General features: G+C 69.3%; 16 protein-coding genes. 3 read left to right on the forward strand and 13 right to left on the reverse strand.

All coding sequences use genetic code 11. The annotated features are described in order from the left end of the window. The 8 genes from AMS65_RS07810 to AMS65_RS07845 are packed head-to-tail and all read right to left on the reverse strand — an operon-like array spanning position 1 to position 8258. On the reverse strand, positions 1–1413 hold the full coding sequence (locus AMS65_RS07810) for an NAD(P)/FAD-dependent oxidoreductase (protein ID WP_241489377.1): 1413 nt from the start codon (positions 1411–1413) through the stop codon (positions 1–3). Then, positions 1410–2603, reverse strand: a complete 1194-nt coding sequence (locus tag AMS65_RS07815; RefSeq protein WP_053383582.1) for an ABC transporter ATP-binding protein — start codon at positions 2601–2603, stop codon at positions 1410–1412. The genes AMS65_RS07810 and AMS65_RS07815 overlap by 4 nt, the downstream gene beginning before the upstream one ends. Then, positions 2603–3388, reverse strand: a complete 786-nt coding sequence (locus AMS65_RS07820) for an ABC transporter permease (protein ID WP_053383583.1) — start codon at positions 3386–3388, stop codon at positions 2603–2605. Before AMS65_RS07820 ends, AMS65_RS07815 begins: the two co-directional genes overlap by 1 nt. Continuing rightward, positions 3385–4236, reverse strand: coding sequence for an ABC transporter permease (locus AMS65_RS07825; protein WP_083451557.1), 852 nt, complete (start codon positions 4234–4236; stop codon positions 3385–3387). The genes AMS65_RS07820 and AMS65_RS07825 overlap by 4 nt, the downstream gene beginning before the upstream one ends. After that, on the reverse strand, positions 4221–5267 hold the full coding sequence (locus AMS65_RS07830) for an ABC transporter substrate-binding protein (protein ID WP_053383585.1): 1047 nt from the start codon (positions 5265–5267) through the stop codon (positions 4221–4223). The genes AMS65_RS07825 and AMS65_RS07830 overlap by 16 nt, the downstream gene beginning before the upstream one ends. Positions 5268–5311: 44 nt before the next feature. Further along, positions 5312–6715 carry a 2Fe-2S iron-sulfur cluster-binding protein gene (locus tag AMS65_RS07835; protein WP_053383586.1) on the reverse strand — a complete coding sequence of 468 codons (1404 nt, stop codon included), beginning with the start codon at positions 6713–6715 and terminating at the stop codon, positions 5312–5314. Next, positions 6712–7914 (reverse strand): NAD(P)/FAD-dependent oxidoreductase, encoded by a 1203-nt coding sequence (locus tag AMS65_RS07840; protein ID WP_053383587.1) that lies wholly within the window; start codon positions 7912–7914, stop codon positions 6712–6714. The genes AMS65_RS07835 and AMS65_RS07840 overlap by 4 nt, the downstream gene beginning before the upstream one ends. Further along, positions 7914–8258 (reverse strand): (2Fe-2S)-binding protein, encoded by a 345-nt coding sequence (locus tag AMS65_RS07845; protein WP_053383588.1) that lies wholly within the window; start codon positions 8256–8258, stop codon positions 7914–7916. The genes AMS65_RS07840 and AMS65_RS07845 overlap by 1 nt, the downstream gene beginning before the upstream one ends. Before the next feature lie 311 nt (positions 8259–8569). Here AMS65_RS07845 and AMS65_RS07850 point away from each other — a divergent pair, with 311 nt between their 5' ends. The 3 genes from AMS65_RS07850 (at position 8570) to AMS65_RS07860 (ending at position 11622) form a co-directional block, all read left to right on the forward strand. Further along, positions 8570–9703 (forward strand): IS30 family transposase, encoded by a 1134-nt coding sequence (locus tag AMS65_RS07850; protein WP_053383680.1) that lies wholly within the window; start codon positions 8570–8572, stop codon positions 9701–9703. Between the two features lie 169 nt (positions 9704–9872). Next, the gene (locus AMS65_RS07855; protein WP_053383589.1) at positions 9873–10484 is read left to right on the forward strand and encodes a TetR/AcrR family transcriptional regulator; all 612 of its coding nucleotides are present in this window, start codon (positions 9873–9875) and stop codon (positions 10482–10484) included. Positions 10485–10530: 46 nt separating this feature from the next. Then, on the forward strand, positions 10531–11622 hold the full coding sequence (locus AMS65_RS07860) for a zinc-binding dehydrogenase (protein ID WP_053383590.1): 1092 nt from the start codon (positions 10531–10533) through the stop codon (positions 11620–11622). Positions 11623–11758: 136 nt separating this feature from the next. Here the strand turns inward: AMS65_RS07860 and dapF are convergent, their stop codons facing one another. From dapF to AMS65_RS07885, 5 genes are all read right to left on the reverse strand, one after another. Then, positions 11759–12634: a diaminopimelate epimerase gene (gene dapF / locus AMS65_RS07865; protein WP_053383591.1), complete on the reverse strand. Its 876-nt coding sequence runs from the start codon at positions 12632–12634 to the stop codon at positions 11759–11761. 35 nt (positions 12635–12669) lie between these two features. Beyond that, the gene (locus tag AMS65_RS07870) at positions 12670–13128 is read right to left on the reverse strand and encodes a GNAT family acetyltransferase (RefSeq protein WP_241489379.1); all 459 of its coding nucleotides are present in this window, start codon (positions 13126–13128) and stop codon (positions 12670–12672) included. Beyond that, a complete protein-coding gene (gene miaA / locus AMS65_RS07875; protein WP_053383592.1) occupies positions 13125–14051 on the reverse strand; it encodes a tRNA (adenosine(37)-N6)-dimethylallyltransferase MiaA in 927 nt (308 codons plus the stop codon). Before miaA ends, AMS65_RS07870 begins: the two co-directional genes overlap by 4 nt. 1 nt (position 14052) lies before the next feature. After that, on the reverse strand, positions 14053–15633 hold the full coding sequence (gene miaB / locus AMS65_RS07880; protein ID WP_053383593.1) for a tRNA (N6-isopentenyl adenosine(37)-C2)-methylthiotransferase MiaB: 1581 nt from the start codon (positions 15631–15633) through the stop codon (positions 14053–14055). Between the two features lie 188 nt (positions 15634–15821). Continuing rightward, a complete protein-coding gene (locus tag AMS65_RS07885; protein ID WP_053383594.1) occupies positions 15822–16685 on the reverse strand; it encodes a regulatory protein RecX in 864 nt (287 codons plus the stop codon). Positions 16686–16689 lie beyond the last annotated feature (4 nt).

Genomic DNA, 16689 nt, shown 5'->3' on the forward strand with positions numbered 1-16689 from the left:
CTACTCGTGGAGGCCGGCGAGACGTGAGCCGATGCGCGCGAACAGCGAGGTCTTCGTGGCGCTGCCACGCTCCTCGGACCAGTCGGCGAAGGCGAACATGCGGTACATGGCGTGCACCCCCATCCAGCGGATCGGCTCGGGCTCCCAGCTGCGCGTCTGGCGTCCGGACCACGGCAGCGAGGCGTCTCCGCCCGCCTGCCCGGTCATCCGCTCGGCGAGGGTCTTGGCGGCAAGATACGCCGAGGTGACCCCGTGGCCGGCGTATCCCTGCGCATGGCCGAGCCCGCTCGTGTCGTCGAAGCGCACCGACGCGCACCAGTCGCGCGTGACACCGAGCACCCCCGACCACGCGTGCGCGACCCCGTGCCCCTCGACCACCGGGAACATGGCGTGCAGCCTGCGCACGAGCGAGTCGACGGTCGCACGGTCGACCTCGCCGGCTCCCCCGGTGCCCGAGCGGAAGCGGTACGGATTGCCCCGACCGCCGATGAGAATACGACCGTCATCGGTGCGCTGCGAGTAGCTGAAGACGTGAGCGGCGTCGCTGAAGAGCTCCTTGCCCGCCCATCCGATCTCGTCCCAGACGCTCTGAGGAAGCGGATCCGTGATGATGATCGAGCTGTTGATCGGGATGATCCGACGGGGATCGTCGGCCACCTCGGCCGAGTACCCCTCGGTGCATCGCAGCACCGCGCCGGCGCGCACCGAGCCCCGCGGGGTGCGCGCGACACCGGATTCGATCCGCGTGACCGGGCTCTGCTCGTGGATGACCGCGCCGCGCCGTTCCACGAGCTCGGCGAGTCCGCGCACGAGTCCCCCGGGATCGACGCGACCGACGGTCGGATAGTAGAGACCCCCGACCGCGCCGTGCACGCGGATCCGCTCCGCGACCTCTCTGGAGGAGAGCTCCATGCCCTCCTCGTCGTCGTAGCCCCAGCTGCGATCGCTCGCGAGCCGATCGCGGAGCCGCTGCATCGCCGCCTGGTTGCGGGCGACGACCACATTGCCGCTCCGAATCGCGGCCGCATCGATCGACTCCGCGCGCACGATATCGAGCACCTCGTCCACGGCCTCCAGCATGCGGCGCTGCAGCTGCGTCCCCGCCTCCCGCGATCCCGCCGTGCGCGAGAAGACTCGCCGGTTGCCGGGGACGAGCGGCGAGAGCCAGCCCGCGTTGCGGCCGGAAGCGCCGTACCCGGCCATCTCGCGCTCGAGGAGCACGATCCTGAGCGCGGGGTCCAGACGCTGCAGGTGGTAGGCCGTCCACAGCCCGGTGTAGCCGGCGCCGACGATGCAGACGTCGGCGTCGATGTCCCCCGCGAGCTCGGGGCGCGCAGCGGTCGGCTGTCCCGCGGACAGCCCGCGCGACCGCATCCAGTGCGAGATCTCGCCGTTCTTCATGGCCCCGGTCACCGTCCGGACGCCAGGAGCTGCCGGGTGGTGAGTTCGCCGTCTCCGCCGCGCGCCGTGCGCTCCTCGTCCGGCACGACGACCGCGTGCTCCGCCTGCCACCGCACGCGCACCCGGTCGCCCTGGCGCACCGACAGCGCCGCCTCGGACCGGGGCGTCCGCACCTCGAGCTCCACTCCGTCGCCGGTCTTCACGAAGGAGATGAGCGCGGAACCGACGTAGATCACATCGGTCACAACGCCCGCGATGCTGTGCGCGACGTCGGACGCTGCTCCGCGCCCCGGATCGACGTCCCGGACAAGCGTCAGATCCTCGGGCCGCAGCACGAGCACACCACGACCGTCACGCAGCTCGGAACGGCTCGGAAGCCGGCCGTGCCAGCCGACGCCGTGGCAGCTGCCATCGGGTTCGGCGATGCACGGCAGCAGTACGGACTCGCCGATGAAGTCGGCCACGAAGCGCGTCCTCGGCGTCTCGTAGAGCTCGCGGCTCGTCCCGAGCTGCTCGATTCCACCGTTGTTGTAGACCGCGATCAGGTCGCTCATCACGAGCGCTTCCTCCTGGTCGTGCGTCACATACACCACGGTCGAGCCGAGGTTGCGGCTGATCCGCATGATCTCGATCTGCATCTGCGTGCGCAGGCGCTTGTCGAGCGCGCCGAGCGGCTCGTCCATGAGCAGCAGCAGCGGTTCGAAGACGACGGCCCGAGCGAGTGCGACTCGCTGCTGCTGTCCGCCGGAGAGCTCGCGGGTCTTGTAGGTCGCGCGATTGCCCAGCTCGACCATCTCGAGCGCCTCCCGCGCTTTCGCCAGCGCCTCGCGACGCCGCATCCCCTGCATCTCGAGCGGGAAGGCGACGTTCTGCTCCACGGTCAGGTGCGGGAACAGCGCGTAGTTCTGGAAGACGACGCCGATACCGCGCCGGTGAGGCGGGATCGCGGAGATGTCGCGACCCGCGACCGTGATGGTGCCGCGGTCCTGCATCGTGAATCCGGCGATCATGCTGAGCGTGGTGGTCTTGCCCGACCCGGACGGGCCGAGCATCGTGAGGAACGTGCCCGGCTCGAGTGCGAACGACACGTCGTCCACCGCCGTCTGCGATCCGTAGTGCTTCGATACGCCGCTCACCTCGAGCGCGTAGGCGGACCCGGCGGGTCCCTGCGCGCCCGAACGGGCGTTCGTGTTGTGCGACATCAGTCGTTTCCCTTCTGGAGTCGACGCATCGAGACGAGCGCGACGATGGAGAGGACGGTGAGGAATACGCCGACCGCTGCGAGAGTGGGCGTGAGCTGCGTGCGGATCTGCGTCCACATGAAGACCGGCAGCGTCCGGCTCTGCGCGTCGGTCAGGAAGATCGAGACCACGACCTCGTCCCAGCTCATGACGAACGCGAACAGCGCGCCCGCGAACATGCCGGGGGCGATGAGCGGCACCGTGACCCGGCGGAACCGCGTCCAGGGCCCGGCCCCGAGGCTCGCCGCCGCCCGGTCGTAGACCGGGTCCAGCTGCGACAGCGTCGCGGTGACCGTGACGACGACGAACGGCAGAGCGAGCACGCTGTGCGCCAGGATCAGACCGATCACCGAGCCGTCGAGGTACCACTTCAGGTAGAGCACGTAGGTGCCGATGCCGATGATGACCGGAGGAATGATCATCGGGCTCACGATGACCGCCGTGATCGGGAGGCGCCATCTCGCCGCCACCCGTTGCAGCCCGAGCGCCGCGGCGGTGCCGATCGACGTGGCGAGCACCACGGTGCCGAGCGCGACCTGCAGGCTGGTGAACGCGGTCCTCCCCCAGTTCCGATCCGAGATGATCTGTTCGAACCAGGCGAGCGTCCAGCCGTCGCCGAAGACCCCGAGCACCGAGGACGCGTTCAGCGACATCGGGATGACGATGAGCGTCGGCAGCATCAGATAGACACCGACCAGTGCGGCGAACGCGCCGAGGAAGAGCCAGCGGAGCGGGATGCGTCTCATCGTACGATCCTCCTGTCGGAACCGATACGTCGCAGGGCGAGCAGCAGAGCGAGCGAGACGAGTGTGCCCACGAGCAGGACCAGTCCGAGGGCGCTCGCCATCACGGGCCCGTAGCGGGTGACCTCCTGCACGATGGTTTCGCCGATCATCGCGTCGCGCGCGTCGCCCAGCAGGGCCGGGGTGATGTAGAACCCGAGCGAGAGCACCAGCACGAGCACGCTGCCCGAGAGCACTCCAGGCAGGCTGAGCGGCAGGAACACACGGAAGAACCGGCGGAACGGGCCCGCGCCCAGGCTCCCCGCGGCACGCAGCACGGACGGGTCGATCTGGCCCATCGTGGTGACGAGGGGCAGCACCATGTACGGCAGCAGCACGTGAACCATGCCGATGAGCACCCCCAGCGGGGTGCGGATCAGCTGCAGCGGTTCGTCGATGATCCCGAGCGCGCGGAGCGCTCCGTTCAGGATCCCTGAGTCCTGCAGCAGCCCGACCCAGGCGAAGCTACGCACGAGCAGACTCGTCCAGAACGGCAGCAGCACGATGCCCAGCATGAGGAGCCTCATACGGGACCCGACTCGGGTGAGCACGTACGCGTAGGGATACGCGAGCAGCAGGCAGAACAGCGTGGTGAGCACGGCGGTGCGCAGCGTGTTGCCCAGCACCAGCCCGTAGATCGGCGAGGTGAAGATCTCGCGGTACGTGCCGAGACCGTCACGCAGACTCGTCTGGACCATCAGCCCCAGGGGAACGACGAAGAAGAGCGCGAGCAGGAGCGCGGCGGGGAGCAGCAGTATCCAGCCCGCCCACCGCGCTTCCGCGGACCGCCGCACCGTCAGCTGAGCAACCATTCCTGGAATTTCCGATCAGTCTGCTGCTGGTGCTCGCCCCACCACTCGTCGTCGATGGCGATCTGCGTGTCGAGGTGGTTGGTCGGACGGTTCTCGTTCTCTTGCAGTTCCGGGTTCTCGGCCGCGGCGGCATGCACCGGACCGTAGTCCGAGAGCCGGCCGAACTCGAGCTGCGGCTCCTCCTGCAGCAGGAAGCCGAGCGCCTGCTGCGCGTTCTCCGCGTTCGGCGCTCCCTTCGGAATCACCCAGTAGGCGTCGACCTGCAGCCACGCGTCCCAGCTGATGCCGACCGGTGCCTCCTTGCCGGCGTCGACCGCACGACCGACCCAGGCGAGGCCCATCGATGCCTCGCCCGACGCCAGCAACTGCTGCGACTGAGCCGAGGTCTCCCACCAGACGATGTCGTCCTTGATCGTGTCGAGCTTCGCGAGCGCCCGGTCGACGTCGAGGGGGAAGAGGTCCTCCTGAGCCACGCCGTCGGCGAGGAGCGCCGCTTCGAGCACACCGCCCGAGACGAGCTTGTTGAACATGCGCTTGCCCGGGAATCGCTCCGTGTCGAACAGGTCCTCCCAGGAGCCGGGCCCGGCGTCGTACTCATCCGCACGGTAGGCGAGGACCGTCGCCTCGATGTCCGCGGCTACGCGATACTCCTGCGCAGCGCCCGCGATCAGCTGGTCCGCATCGACGACGCTGTAGTCGATGGGCTCCAGGTACTCGGCGTCGGCGGTCGTGCCGAAGTCGTTCGCGACCAGCACCAGGTCCCAGGTGGGCCGACCGCTCTCGACCATGCTGCGCAGCTGGGCGTAGTCGGTGGGGCTGTCCTCGACGACCTCGATCCCGCTCTCCTCCGAGAACGGCTGGAAGAATGCGGCGGATTGCGCCTCCTGGTACGGCCCGCCGTAGGAGACGACGGTCATGGTGGTGCTGCCACCTCCTCCGCCGTCCTCGCCGCTGCCCGCGCACGACGTGAGAACGAGGGCGCCGGCCGCTACGAGGGCGGTCGCCGAGAGTGTTCTGCCGATGGTGTTCATGGGTGTTCTCCTTCTTCACTCCGCTGTGGTGGAGATCGTTGTGGTTACTCGGAAGTTCGTGGGGATGGGCCGTGGCTCGTCGATCCGCGGACGCTGCGCAACGCCACCGCAGCGAGGCGAGCGCCCGCGGCCGCGGCCTCGTCGAGCGAGTAGGATGCGTCACCGCTCGCCGATCCGACGATGGAGACGCGTTCGCCGCCGGGCCGCGCTCCGGCGACGGCCGCGGCATCCGTGAGCACCTCCTCGTGCGAGCCGGCTTCTCCGTATGCCGCGTGGAGGGCCAGTTCCTCGGCGGCGCGGCGCGGACCCACCATGCAGACGAGGTCCGCTCGGATGCGACGCCGCCGCGATACCGTACCGGCTCCGTGAGTTCCGTCGGCTCCGTCTGCTCCGTCGGCCCCAGCCGCGACGCTCACCCCCGAGGCGCGCGACCAGCCCGTCACCCGGCGAACGTCCGCGACCGGTACCGTCGCGACGACCTCGACTCCGTGACGACGGAGCTCCTCGGCGACGGCGGAGGAGCGAGGATCGCCGTCCACGACGACCGCCCGTCTGCCGGGCCGGACGCCCTCGATCGCAGCAAGACGCAGCGCGCCGTCCGCGAGCATGACACCGGGGAGGTCGTGCCCCTCGACGAGGAGCGGAGTCTCGTAGCTCCCGGTCGCGATCACGACCGTGGTCGGTCGCAGATCGTAGCGCAGCGGGCCGTCGGCGTCGACGACGGGCACGAGCCCGTCGATGATCCCGATCGCCGATCCTCGCAGCATCTCGATGCCCGCGTGGTCGCGGGCCCGGTGCAGCAGTCCCTCCACGAGATCCGATGCCCGCGATTCGGCAGTTCCGACCCGCACGGGCTCCGTTCGCACCCGGCTGCGGCCGCCGATGAGCTCCTGATCGATGAGCACCACCCGTGCTCCGGCGTCAGCCGCGGCAATCGCGGCGGTCAGCCCGCTCGCACCGCCCCCGATCACGAGCACGTCCGCTTCGCGATCGACGATGCGAGTGGCCGACGCCCGTTCGATCGCCTCCGCGCTCGGGGCGCGACCGGCACCCGCGAGCACGCCGAGCAGGGAGCCCGCGAGTTTCGACAGCCGCGGCTGTCGCGCGAACAACGAGAACTGGAAGCCTGCTCTCAGATACGGACGCATCAGGTCGGCCGCACGCAGCAGGTCGAAGCCGCTGTTCGGAAGACCGACCTCGCGCTGTACGACCTCACCGCCGCGCGCCGGGGTCGTGCAGGAGACCGTTGCGGGCATGCCGTCGATCTTGAGCGGGCAGTCGCCGCAGGCTCCGAACCCGCAGGTGTACCCGCGCGGTCGGTGGTATTTGATCCCGCGGGATATCGTTCGAACGCCGGTCGCGTGCAGCGCACCGGCGATCGACTGACCTGGGCGCGCCTCGACGCGGCGACCCTCGAATGTGAAGCTCAGCTCCGGATCGGTGCTCATCGTGCCTCGTCCTCCAGATCCGCATCGACGACGAGCGATCCTTCTCGGATCCACTCACCCGTTCGCGTGCGTTCGATGCTGAAGGGCGCCATGCGCGGGTCGGTCTCCCCCGAGATGATGTGCTCCGCGAGCAGTTCAGCCGCACCCGGCGCCCCCATGAACCCGTAGACCCAGCCCACGCTGAGCAGGAAACCCGGGATGCCCGGCACCGGGCCGAGCACTGGCGCGAGATCCGGGGTCTGACTCACCGTTCCTGCCCAGTGCCGCAGCAGTCGAACACCGGCGAGCATCGGGAAGAGGCGCACGAACTTCGTCGCGATGTCCTGCAGCATCGCCCAGGTGCCGTTGAGGCTGGTGCTCTCGTCGACGCGCGCCAGTTCCGTCCCGCCGACGAACTCGCCGCGACCGGTCTGGTGGCAGTAGCCCAGAAGGTCCAGGGCGGCCACGCCGGGTTTCAGAAAGGGTCGCACCGGCTGGGTCACGATCATCTCCAGCCGCGCAGCGACGAGCGGCATTTCGAGCCCCGCCATGGCGTTGATCTCGAGCGCTTGCCCGCCTGCGGCGTTCACGACGAGGCGCGAACGCACCTCCCGGCCGCTCGCTGTGCGGATTCCGACCACCGCGTCATCCCGCCGCAGCAGACCGACCACGGTTTCGCCCGCCACGATCTGCGCGCCGAGTCTGGCCGCGTTCTCGAGGTATCCCGCGACCACCGAGTCATGATGCGCGAAACCGGCCTGCTCCTGGAGCACCGCTCCGCGGACGAGCTCGGGATTCGCGGCGGGCAGCACTCGTCGCGCGTCCCGTTCGTCGAGCAGCTCGGTGCGGATCCCGAGGCCCGCTTGAAAGCCGTGGTCCACGCGGCACTGCTCCCACTGCGCCTCGGTAGAGGCCACGACCGCGTAGCCGGTGCGGTTGAACAGCACGTTCATGTCGAGCTCCTGCGAGAGGCCGAGCCACTTCTGCCTCGAGAGTTCGAAGAGCTCGCACCACTCGCGCGAGGCGAAAGCCGATCGGATCAGTTCTCCGTTGCGTCCGCTCGCGCCGCCGCCGGGCCAGGAACGATCGATCACGAGCACGTCGGTGTGACCGCGGCGCGCGAGCTCGTAGGCGATCGCGACACCCTGCACACCGGCGCCGACGATGACCGTGTCGTAGCCGGCCCGCAGCGACTCCGTGGAGACTCCAGGAAGCGGCATCAGTTGTCCCCCGCCCGCTGTTCGACGCCGGGCTGCTCCGACGGCCCGCCGAGCTGGGCGACCTCCTCGTCCCCGAGCACGAGCGCGCCGAGGGCGACGGGCACCACGGGGACCCGTGCGGCGGGGCGCCGCTGCGCACCGACCCGCTCGACACCGCGCTCGGCCAAGAGCCGCTGCACCAGCGGTGAGCAGAATTTCCCCTGGCAGGCCCCCATGTAGACGGCAGTCGCGCGCTTGACCGTCTCGGGATCCGTGTGTCCATGAGCGATCGCGTCTTCGATATCTCCGACCGTGACGTCATGGCAGGGGCATATCACCGCCCTGCGCGCCTCGTTGCGTGTCATGATTCCCACTTCATCGTTGGTACGTCCTTACCGAACAACACCATAATACAAACTTATTGCCGCATTGCAAACGGGATCCCCGAGGGGCCAGCCTGCTTCAGAGCGAACGCGCGTCCCGTTCGGTCAGGCGCGGGGCGCCCTCGCGCCTCCCCGCACGCGGAGCGACGGAACGGCGCCACCCGCAACCGCCCCCTCCCCCAAGAACCTCCTTCGCGCGCCAGTAGTTGTCACCAAACCTGCGGCGGGTTCTTGCGGTGGGTGCAACGCCTGAGGATTGAGGGGTGGTTGCAGTGGTGAAGTATTCGAATGAGATGAAGCCCGATGAGGTGAACCTGGTGTGGGATCTTCGCGCGAAGGGTTTGGTGGCGGAAGAGATCGCCCTGGTGGTGGGGTGGGGTGCGTCGACGGTCCGGCTCCACTTTCGAGAACACGGGGGTGTGCGTCCGCGGGTGTCTGCCCGGGTGAGTTCGTTGACGTTCGAGGAACGTATCGAGATCCAGGCCGGTCAGCGGGCGAATCTGGGGGTGCGAGCGATCGCGCGCGCGTTGGGCCGTTCTCCGTCGACGATCTCGCGGGAGTTGCGGCGGAACATGAACGACTGGGGGACATATCGTGCGACGCGGGCACAGGCGTATGCGTACGAGCGGGCAAGGCGTCCGAAAGTGAGTAAGTTGGCGGTTTCGGGTCCGTTGCGTGAACGAGTGCAGGCAGAGTTGGATCTGAAGCGTTCACCAGAACAGATCGCCGGCCGGTTACGGCGAGAGTTCCCCGACCGGCCGGAGATGCATGTGTCCCCCGAAACGATCTACCAGGCGATCTACTTGCTCCCCAGGGGCGGACTGAAGCGTGAGATCGAGCAATGTTTGCGGACCGGGCGGACCCTGCGTCATCCCCGACGTCAGTCTGGGATGAGACGGGGCAGGATCCCGAACATGGTGAATATCACTGAGCGTCCCGCGGAAGTTGCCGACCGGGCTGTTCCCGGGCATTGGGAAGGCGATCTGATCATCGGGAAAGACGGCAAGAGCGCGATCGGGACGGTCGTGGAGCGTCACTCGAACTATCTGTTGCTGGTGTGGATGGATCCTGCGAAGAACCGGGTCGAGGCCCTCACCGAGGGATTGATTCGGAAGATGAAAGCCCTCCCCGACGTGCTCCGCAGGACTCTGACGTGGGACCAGGGCACAGAGATGTCGGACCACGCGCGGATCGCGATAGACGCGGACATCGACGTGTACTTCTGCGACCCGCGCTCGCCCTGGCAGCGCCCCACGAACGAGAACACGAACGGGCTGCTCCGCCAGTATTTCCCCAAAGGCGCCGATCTGAGCGTCTACAGCCAAGAAGACCTCGACTATGTTGAGTGGGAGATGAACAACCGGCCCCGCAAACGACTCAAGTTCGCAAAACCAGCCGAAGTCATCGAAAACATACTGTTGCCCTGACCACTAGAAACCGCCACTGGCGAGGCAGCAACTACTGACGCGCGAAGAGCGGGGCGGGGCGGATCCGGGCCGACCCGGGGCCGATCGGGACAGGGCAGGGCGGATCGGGGCGGATCGGGGCGTTCTGGATTTCGTAGACACCTGTCCACGAAGCTGCTAGCCTGTGGCCATGGGCGAGGAAGCACCGCAGGAAGGCGCGCGTCGGCGCACGAGGCGCTCGAGCGATCCCCGGGCCGAGCGCGTGCGCAACGACCTCTTCGCGGCCGCGGAGCGCATGGGCCTGCAGGGCCTGCCGATCTCGGTCAGTTCGCTCGTGCAGCAGGCCGGCGTGAGCCGATCGGCGTTCTACGTGCACTTCGCGGATCTCGCCGACTTCGCGCTCCGGCTGCAGCAGCTCCACTTCGACGCGATCGCCCGGGCTGCCGAGGCGGATCTCGTCTCCGACCCGCGGGCGGCGATGCTGCAGTCGCAGCGCGACCTCGTCAGCCACTTCGCAGCCAATCGCGATCTCTACCGACTGGCGTTCTCGGTCGCGGGCACGACCGGGATCGGCGAGGACACCGCGGTCGCGATCGAACGGGCTCTCCGGCGGCACATCGATCTGTTCTGCTCGCCGCCCGCCGGCATCCGCTCCGACCTCGCGTCCACCTACGTCGCAGGCGCTGCCACCAATCTCATCGCCGCCTGGCTCCTCGGCACGGTCGCTGCCGACGAGGAGACCCTGGCGCAGCACCTCTTCACGCTCATGCCGCCGTGGATGTACGGCAGCGGGCGCTCATGACCCCGTCGACCAACGGGCGACGGACCCCGAAGAAAGGAACGAACCGGTGAAAGCTTCGATCGTGAGAGAGCTGGGCAAGGGCTTCGAGGTCGCCGAGGTCGACCTCGCCGAGCCGACGGGCCGCGAGGTTCTCGTCGAGGTCAAGGCGTCGGGCCTCTGCCACTCCGATGAGCTCGCCGCGAACCACGACCTCGGCTACGCCGCCCCGATGGTGCTGGGCCACGAGGCCGCGGGTGTCGTGACGAAAGTCGGGCCGGGTGTGACGCAGTTCCAGGTCGGCGACCACGTCGTCGCGTGCCTGGTGCAGTACTGCGGACTCTGCGCGAACTGCATCGCGGGCAAGACCACGATCTGTCTCGACCCCGACGCCACGCTGCGCGGCGAAGGCGAGGCACCCCGCATCACCGAGAACGGCACCCCGGTGGCTCAGGGCATGGCGATCGGCGGCTTCGCCCAGCAGATCCTGCTGCACGAGAACCAGCTCGCCCCCGTTCCCGAGGAGATGCCGTGGCCCCAGGCGGCGCTCCTCGGCTGCGGCGTGGTGACGGGAGCCGGAGCCGTGCTGAACACGGCGAACGTGCAGCCCTCCGACACGGTCGTGGTGATCGGCCTCGGCGGGGTCGGCCTCAACGCGATCAACGGCGCGGTCACCGCGGGCGCCGCCACGATCATCGCCGTCGACATCGCGGACGACAAGCTCGACCGGGCGAAGAGCTTCGGGGCGACGCACGTGATCAACTCCGCGCAGGCGGATCCGGTCGCCGAGGTGCGCGCGATCACCGGAGTCGGCGCCGACGCCGTCTTCGACTTCGTGGGCATCGCGCAGGTGACCGAGCAGGCCCTCGAGATGGTGGCGCCCGGCGGCGGCCTCTATCTCATCGGCGTGCTCGACCCCACTGCGGCGCTCTCGATCTCGTCGATCGGAATGCTCACCGGCAAGAAGCGCATCGAGGGGGTCTACATGGGATCCACCAACGCGAAGCGGGACATTCCGCTGTACGCGAGGCTGTATCTCGAGGGCCGCTTCGAGCTCGATTCGCTGGTCTCTAAGGAGATCTCGCTCTCCGAGATCAACGAGGGCTACGCCTCGCTCAAGGATCCGAAGATCGCCCGCGTGGTCGTCACGGATCTGTCGTAGGCTGCGGTGCCGTCGGGGCGCGGATCTGGGACGAAGAGGTCCGCGTGACCCGCTCCCGACGCCGGGAGCGGGCCGCCGGACGTCTTCCGCGCGCCTGCGGAACCCTCGTCATCCCGCGTGCGCCCCTCCCCGCCGCTTACGGCAGTTCGATCTCCCCGGAGTAGACGAGCTCCGCGGGACCGTTCAGCGACACGTGCTCGCCCTCCTCGGTGGGGAACATGCGCACGGCGAGGCGGCCGCCCGGAACCTCGACGCTCCAGTGGTTCGGCATACCCTCCCCGCCCCAGTGGCGGAAGGCGAGAGCGGCGGCCGCGGTACCCGTGCCGCAGGAGAGCGTCTCACCCACCCCCCGCTCGTGCACGCGCATGCGGATCCGGGCGACCCCGTCTTTCACGAGCGGATCCTCCGGCACCACGAACTCGACGTTCGCCCCCGCGGCGGGCGCGGGATCGAGTGCCGGCGCCCGATGCAGGTCGAGGCCCTCGAGTTCGCCGACGTGCGCGAGCGCGGTGACCACGTGCGGGTTGCCGAGGTCGATCCCGAGCCCGGGGCGCGCGACGTCGAGACCGTGCGCGGCCACGAGCCGCTCCTGCGCGAGCCGCCAGCGGCCGAGATCCACCGTGTAGCCGGAGACGCCCGCGAGCACGTCCTTCACCCCGGCGCGAGTGCCGATGGGCAGCGTGTCCCGACGCTCGGGTGCCACGAGTCCCTCCGAGATGAGGTAGTGCGCGTAGACGCGGATCCCGTTGCCGCACATCTCAGCGGGGGTGCCGTCGGCGTTCCAGTAGTCCATGAACCACTCGGCCTCGGGTTCCTCTTCGAGGATCGCGGCACCCCCGGGGATGGCGCGGGAGCGCACGGCTCGGATCACCCCGTCGGCGCCGATGCCGAAGCGGCGGTCGCAGAGGAAGCGGATCTGCTCGGGCGTGAGGGCGCGCTCCCCCTCCGGGTCGGTGAAGAGCACGAAGTCGTTTCCCGTGCCGTGGCCCTTGGTGAAGGAGAGCGTGGTCATTCCTCCAGTCTACGGGCGCGCGGAACGCTCCCGCGTCAATCCTGGATGAGCCGCTTGCCGCTCACCAGAACGTCCGAGACCTCGTATCCGAGCCCGTCGTAGAACGCGACGACCGCGTCGTTCTCGGTCCGCACCATGAGCTGCACCTTCGGGCACCCCATTGCGACGAGGCGACGCTCGGCCTCGGCGACCAGTGCCCGGCCGACACCCTCGCCGCGCCGTTCCGGGGCGCTCGCGAGGTAGTAGAGCCAGCCGCGGTGCCCGTCGTACCCGGCCATTACCGAGCCGATCACGGTGCCGGCGGAACCGTCAGCGCCGGCGGCGCTCTCGGCCACGAGGAAGAGCTCCGGCTGCACGCGCAGCTTGCGGGCGATGTCGGCGCGAGGATCGTTCCACGGGCGCGTCAGACCGCAGGACTCCCACAGCGCCACCACCGCGTCCGTATCCGCGGCGTCGAACTCGCGGATCCCGAAGCCCGCTCCGACCTGCTTCACAGCCCGGTCCGCCCGGCCGCCGGCACGTCGAGCCACTCGACCCCCGGGTAGCGTTTGAACCAGCTGACCTGGCGCCGCGCGTAGCGACGGGTGAGCGCCTGCGTCTCCGCGATCGCGTCGGCCTCCGTCATGCGGCCCTCGAGCTGCGCGAGCGCCTGCGCGTATCCGATGGCGCGGCTCGCGGTCTTCCCCTCCGCGATGCCGTTCGGGATCAGCCCGCGCACCTCGTCGAGCAACCCATCGGCCCACATCCGCTCGACGCGCCGATCGAGCCGCTCGACGAGCGTCGCGCGCTCGCATTGCACGCCGAGGATGCTGGTGTCAGGACGCCACAGTCGCGGGTCCTCGGGCAGCGTCACCCGCGCATCGCCGCCGAGCAGCGCCACTTCGAGGGCGCGCACCACACGACGCGGATTGCGGGCATCGACGGCGCTCGCGGTCTCAGGGCTCAGCGCACGCAGCCGTTCGAGCAGCGACGCGACCCCGTCTGCTGCGAGCTCCGCCTCGAGATGGGCTCGCAGCGCATCGTCGCGCGGAGGGAATCGGAAGTCGAAGAGCACGCTCGACACGTAGAGCCCCGAGCCGCCGACCAGGATCACGTCCGAGCCGCTCGCGTTGAGGCGCTCGATCACCGATCGCGCGAGCGACTGGTACCAGGCGACCGCGGCCTCCTCGCCCGGATCGAGCACGTCGAAGAGGTGGTGCGGGATCCCGCGCCGCTCCCCCGGTGGGAGCTTCGCCGTTCCGATGTCCATCCCCCGATACAGCTGCATCGCATCGGCATTGACGATCTCCACCCGCCGACCGGCAGAGGCGAGCTCCTCGGCGAGATCGAGGGACAGCGCCGATTTGCCCGTGCCCGTCGCACCGACGATCACCCACAGGCGGGGGTCGGGCGCGCCCGGGGTCGCTGATCGGGTCACGTCAGCGCGCGGTGATGGTGCGGATGGTCGGCATGCCGAGCCCGACGGACTTCGGCGCGCCGGGCGCTGCGGGCGAGGGAACGCCGCAGCTGTCGGCCTGCCGGCGATCCCAGGCGTCGCCCGCCCGCGTGCGGCGCACGGCGTAGACGCCCGGCTGGTCAGTTCCGGCGTCGGCGTGCGCGGCCGGGGTGTCGGCGATCAGGAAGTGCGGGGCCGCAGCGGTGACCTCGACGGTCACGACGTCTCCCGGCCGCGGCTCCTCGGCGCCCTCCGGCACCGCGAAGTGCACCAGGCGGTTGTCCTCCGCCCGGCCCGAGAGGCGACGAGTCTCGGCGTCCTTCTTCCCCTCGCCGACCGACACGAGCACCTCGATGGTGCGGCCGATCTGCGCCTGATTCTCCTCGAGCGAGATACGCTCCTGCAGCGCCATCAGCCGTTCGTAGCGCTCCTGCACGATCGCCTTCGGGATCTGATCCTCCATGGTGGCCGCGGGCGTACCCGGACGGATGGAGTACTGGAAGGTGAAGGCGCTCGAGAAGCGCGACTGCTCGACCACGCGCAGGGTGTCCTCGAAATCCTCGTCGGTCTCGCCGGGGAAACCGACGATGATGTCGGTGGTGATGGCGGCGTGCGGGATCCGCTCCCGCACGGCGTCGAGGATGCCGAGGAACTTCTTGGAGCGGTAGGAGCGGCGCATCGCCTTGAGGATCGTGTCCGAGCCCGACTGCAGCGGCATGTGCAGCTGCGGCATGACGTTGGGGGTCTCGGCCATCGCTGCGATCACGTCCTCGGTGAACGCGGCGGGGTGCGGGCTCGTGAAGCGCACTCGCTCCAGCCCCTCGATCTCGCCCATGGCGCGCAGCAGTTTGCCGAAGGCCTGCCGGTCGCCGAACTCGACGCCGTAGGTGTTGACGTTCTGGCCCAGGAGGGTCACCTCGATGGCGCCGTCGTCGACGAGCGCCTGCACCTCGGCCAGGACATCGCCCGGGCGACGATCCTTCTCCTTGCCGCGCAGCGAGGGCACGATGCAGAAGGTGCAGGTGTTGTTGCACCCGACCGAGATCGACACCCAGCCGCTCGAGGCCGAGTCGCGCTTCGTGGGCAGCGTGGAGGGGAAGATCTCGAGCGCCTCGAGGATCTCCACCTGAGCTTCGGCGTTGTGTCTGGCGCGCTCGAGCAGCTGGGGCAGCGAACCCATATTGTGAGTCCCGAAGACCACATCGACCCAGGGGGCCTTTTCCACGATGGTGCCCTGGTCCTTCTGCGCGAGGCAGCCGCCGACCGCGATCTGCATGCCCTCGCGCTCGCGCTTCACGCCTGCGAGGTAGCCGAGGTTGCCGTAGAGCTTGTTGGCCGCGTTCTCGCGCACGGCGCAGGTGTTGATGACGACGACGTCGGCGCGCTCGGGATCGTCGGCCGGCACATAGCCGGCGGCCTCGAGGGAGCCCGACATGCGCTCGGAGTCATGCACGTTCATCTGGCAGCCGAGCGTGCGCACGGTGTAGCTCCGTGGACTGCCATCGGGTCGCAGCGCAGCGGGCGACGGCGCGATCACGGTGGGTTCGGCGGTAGCGAGACTCATGCGCTCCAGTTTACCGACGCGCGATCCGGCCGAGCGCCGACCGGAGCCGACCGCGCAGACGGGCGGGCGACCGCGCAGGCGACCGCGCAGGCGGGCACAGGCACGAACGGCGGCTCGATAGGAACCCCGGAGTATCCCCGGCGCGGCTGATGAGTCAGGCAGAGTCCCGGTGGACCCGAGGGCGGTGCCTAGCGGAAGCGCACCCCACCGCTCGCGCCGCCTCCCCGGGAGGCGCCGTCGAGCGCATCTCGTGCTGCGCGCATCGCCGGTTCTCCCGACCAGCCGCGCCGGGCGAGGAACCCGAGCAGTCGCCGTTCCGCCGTTTGACGGTCGAGGCCGGTCAGCTTGCGCGCGCGATCCTGCGCGGTCTCGCGCAGGATCGCGAACTCCTCGTCGGTGTCGAGTTCACCCACGGCCTCATCGATGACCGCGTCAGGCAGCTTGCGGTCCCGCAGCTTGAGCCGGATCTGGGATCGACTCGCGCGTTTGGTGTCGCGCAGCTTCTCGGTCACCGCCCGGGCGAGCCCGAGGTCGTCGAGGTAGTGGTTGCCCTCGAACTCCGCGATGACGTTCTCCACCTCGTGCGGATCGTGCTCCAGACGCAGCAGCTCGTCGCGGAGCTCACCGCTCGATCTCGCTCGCCGCGCCAGAATGCGCACCCCGTCCTCGTTGGCGGAAGGCCCCTCCCGCTCAGTCGCGGAGGAGCCCGCGTCATCCAGCTGCGCGGGCGAGCCCGGCGTCTCTCCCCACGGTCCCGCGATCGAAGCGGTCCCGCGGAGGCCGGGGACACTCGGCGCCTCGCCCGAGGCATCCACGGATTCCCCCGGGATATCGGACGAGTCGCACGGAACACCCGAGGACTCCCCCGAGACACCCGGGGATTCTCCCGAGATACCTGATGACTCCCCCGAGACAACCGCGCTCTCGGCCCGAGCACTCCACTCGCGTCGCGCCAGCAGCGCGCGCAGTTCGATCACCTCGGCGAGGTCGCCGCGATCCTGAACCGCCTCAGCGGGTCGCTCGCCGGGATCCGGCAGAAACCGAACCGCCATGGCC

The organism is Leucobacter celer subsp. astrifaciens (assembly GCF_001273835.1).
Taxonomy (GTDB): Bacteria; Actinomycetota; Actinomycetes; order Actinomycetales; family Microbacteriaceae; genus Leucobacter; species Leucobacter celer.